The organism is Gemella sp. zg-1178, from assembly GCF_018790995.1.
Lineage (GTDB): Bacteria > Bacillota > Bacilli > Staphylococcales > Gemellaceae > Gemelliphila.
This window is the reverse complement of sequence record NZ_JAHKEI010000044.1, coordinates 1-3216: the sequence shown is the minus strand read 5'-3', so window position 1 is coordinate 3216 and position 3216 is coordinate 1. Positions and strand designations below refer to the sequence as shown.

Sequence of the window (3216 nt, the reverse complement as noted above, 5' to 3'; positions counted from 1 at the left end):
TTTCTCAAACAAATCCCCAATCCTAAACTCTGCCCAAGTAAGTTTATCTGCTAAGACAAGGTCTAGTGCCTCACGCTCAAGAGTGGATAACTTGTAGTTATCCAAGCCGCTTACTGTCAAGTAAGCGGCTAGCTCGCTTATACGCTCCTCTTCTAGCTCGCTTATATAAGCGTCCATAAATTCAAAATCAATTTCACCATTTTTGGTTGGGAGTTGGATTAATAATTCTTTAGCTATATTTCTATTAAATTTATTTCCATAATTAAATTTTCCTGCAGCTGATTTTTTAAAGGCTGCCACAACATAAATTAAGCTAAAATAATTCCATTTTTCATTATACTTTATTGGATACAATCCTTGAATATGAGAATATCCTATAAAATCTCTAGGCTGATAAAATATCCCCTCTGATGTGGTAGTATCACTATATGTTATCATATTCCCTTTTTCCGTAGGGCTTAAGGTAGAATATCCTGTAATTCCGTTATTGTTGCTACTATTTGTAACAACTGGATATAATCCATTTTTATTGAATAATTTATCATTATTTAATTTATACGACTTAGTCGGTTTTATTTCAAACAAATCCCCAATCCTATACTCGCCCCACTGAATATTTTTTAGTTTTTTATCCAGTGAGGCTTTTATTTTTTTGATTTTACTTCCTCCTGGTCTGTATTTTTTATAAGGTTTGCTACTTCCCAAGCTAAGTAATCTGCCACGGTTTTTTTAAAGTCTTCTAGTTTTGGTCTTGTGTCTATTGGGGCTGACTGGTTCCAGTCTGCTCCATTGTTTGGGTCGATATGTCCTTCATAGTATTCTTTTTCTGTGAAGATATTTAGTTTGCTTTTGCCAAAGCGGACTAGGTTTGTTATTTCTTCGTATCTTTCTTTTGCCCTGTCGGTATCTCTTAGGTTGTTGCTTGCTTTTTTTCTGTTGCTTCTTGTGTAGCCGTCATTTGAAAAGTCTATGAATTTTACTATTTCATCTTTTTGGTGTCTTTCTCCTACTCTAAAGACGTATATGTTGGTTTGGACGCTTGATTTGCCGACAAATAAGTCTATTGGCATTTTTATGCTGGCTAGTAGGGTGTTTTTTTCTAGTATTTTTTGGTTGATTTCTTTTGCTTTGCCACTTCCTGCTGAGTTTTGTATGATGATTGCCGCATAGCCTTTGTTCATCATTGATAGGGCTTTTTCTACAAAGACCATGCCGTTGCCTTGGGCTGAGTAGGGTGGGTTTAGGATAAAGGCTGTGGCTGGGAAGGTTTCTTCTGTTTTGCCAAAGCCGTATTTGCCGTCAAAGTCTGTTAGTGAGTCTTTGTTTAGTATGTTTGAGCTACCATCTCCCATTAGTATCATGTTTAGTATGGCTAGCATGTAGATGTTTGATAGGACTTCTAGTCCTAGTAGTTGTTCGGCTTTTATTTGGAGTATTTTTTGTTCTAGTTCGGCTGGTGATTTTATTTTTTCTTTGGCGTCTATTATCATTTCGTTCATTGCGGCTACTAGTAGTCCGGCTGAACCTGTCGCAAAGTCCCAAACGTAGCTGTCTTTATCTACTCTTGCTAGTTTTACGAGTAGGTTTGCCACATAAGAGGGTGTTAGGACTACATCGTTTAGTTTGTCTTGGGTAAATCCTAACCAAGAGTACATTTCATTAAATAGTTTTCCTGTGAAGTCTGTTGTTAGTCCTATTTTGTAGTAGATGCCTAAGTCGTCTATTATTTTTGCAAATATTCTTTTTAGTTGGCTTTCTCCGTTTACTGCCTTGTTTATGTTGTCTGAAAGTAGGGTGTTTTCTAAACTTCTTACTATTAATTTTTGTTTTGTATATGGCAGGTTTTTCTTTTTTAGGAAGGATTTTATTTTTCTTATTATGATTTCTCCGTCTGTGTTGCCTTCTTCTTGTGATGATTTTAGGTCTGATTTTTCTAGTGGGCTTACTTCTCCAGGTATTCCTAGGTTTGCCATTATACTCGCTGATACTAGGTATACTCTGTCGTTTTCGCTAAGTCCTTTTTCGCTTGCGTATATGTCGTTGTTTAGTTTTACTAGACTGGCATTGATTTCTTTTTCTCTTTTGTCTTTTAGGGCTTCTAGTTCTTCTGTTGTTAGGGATAGTTCACTTATTTTTTTTATGAAGTCGTCAAAGTTTTCTTTTCTTAAAAATGATAGGTCTGTGTATTTTCCGATTTCTTGACCTATTCCAAAGTTTTCTTTTGATACGTAGTAGACTCCTATTGTGTGTTTGATTTCTTCTTTGTCGTTTTTATAGCCTGTTACTCCGATAGCTATTACTTGGGTGTAGCTTGTGTAGTGTAGGATTGCGTTGGCGTAGTGGACTGCTCCGTTTACTGCATAGTCGTTTATGTTTTTGTAGTTGGGGGAGTTTTGGCTGTTTCTGTTGTCTACATTTCCGTTTTCGTCTAGTTTTATGAGTTTGTCTTTGTAGCCTTTGTATTCTATTAGGACGGGGTAGTAGTTTAGGTTTTTGTCTTGTAGTAGGAGTTTGGCATCAGGTCTGTTGCCTCCACTTCCTCCATTTTTTGATTTGTATTCGTCTAGTGCCTTGTCTATTTCTGCATTTAGGCTTTCTTGTTCGAGTTTGTAGTCTAGCTTGTAGTTTTTTAGCCAGCCGTTTACTAGGTCTGCTATGTTGGGTTCTATTGATTTTATTTTTGCCATCTTGGGTTCCTTTGGTGTTTTTTTAGTTTTATTATACTATATTTATATTTGTTAGGTCTATGTATTTTGTCTTGTTTTTATAATTGTTTTGAATTTAGTTTTATTTTTTAAATATTTTATTTGATGTAGTTTTTATGTGGGGTTTGTTTTGGTTTTTTATAGATTGCTTTATTTTAATATTTTGTTTAGGATTTAATAGTTCTTATTTGAAATTATTTTTGTTTTGGATTGATTTATAGATTTTATTTTTCTTTTAATATTTTATTTTATATTTTTTTGTTGGGCTTATAGTTTTAATTTTTTTAGCTTGTATTATTTTGATTTTTGATTTTATATTTTATTTGAAATTATTTTATAGTTTTTATTTCTAATTATTTTTATTTGAATTTGTTTTATATTTTTTTGTGGGTCTTCTTGTTTTTTATAGCTTGTTTTATTTTTTTTGTATAAATTTATTTTACTAGGTAAAATAAAAAATCTTGTAACTTTTGTTACAAGATTTTATTCTTTTCTGATACGTTCATACATT

At 33.3% G+C, this 3216-nt stretch carries 2 protein-coding genes; both read right to left on the bottom strand.

What is annotated here, in order from left to right:
- Positions 1 to 705, bottom strand: a 705-nt coding sequence (locus tag KMP12_RS07210; protein WP_215757043.1) for a restriction endonuclease subunit S, incomplete at its 3' end; no start/stop codon positions are given.
- The gene (locus KMP12_RS07205) at positions 645 to 2687 is read right to left on the bottom strand and encodes an HsdM family class I SAM-dependent methyltransferase (protein WP_215757042.1); all 2043 of its coding nucleotides are present in this window, start codon (positions 2685 to 2687) and stop codon (positions 645 to 647) included. The genes KMP12_RS07210 and KMP12_RS07205, both read right to left, overlap by 61 nt.
- Between the last annotated feature and the right edge of the window lie 529 nt (positions 2688 to 3216).

Bases quoted from the DNA above. Each gene is read 5' to 3' on its own strand.
- KMP12_RS07205 (WP_215757042.1), bottom strand. From the start codon at position 2,687: ATGGCAAAAATAAAATCAATAGAACCCAACATAGCAGACCTAGTAAAC.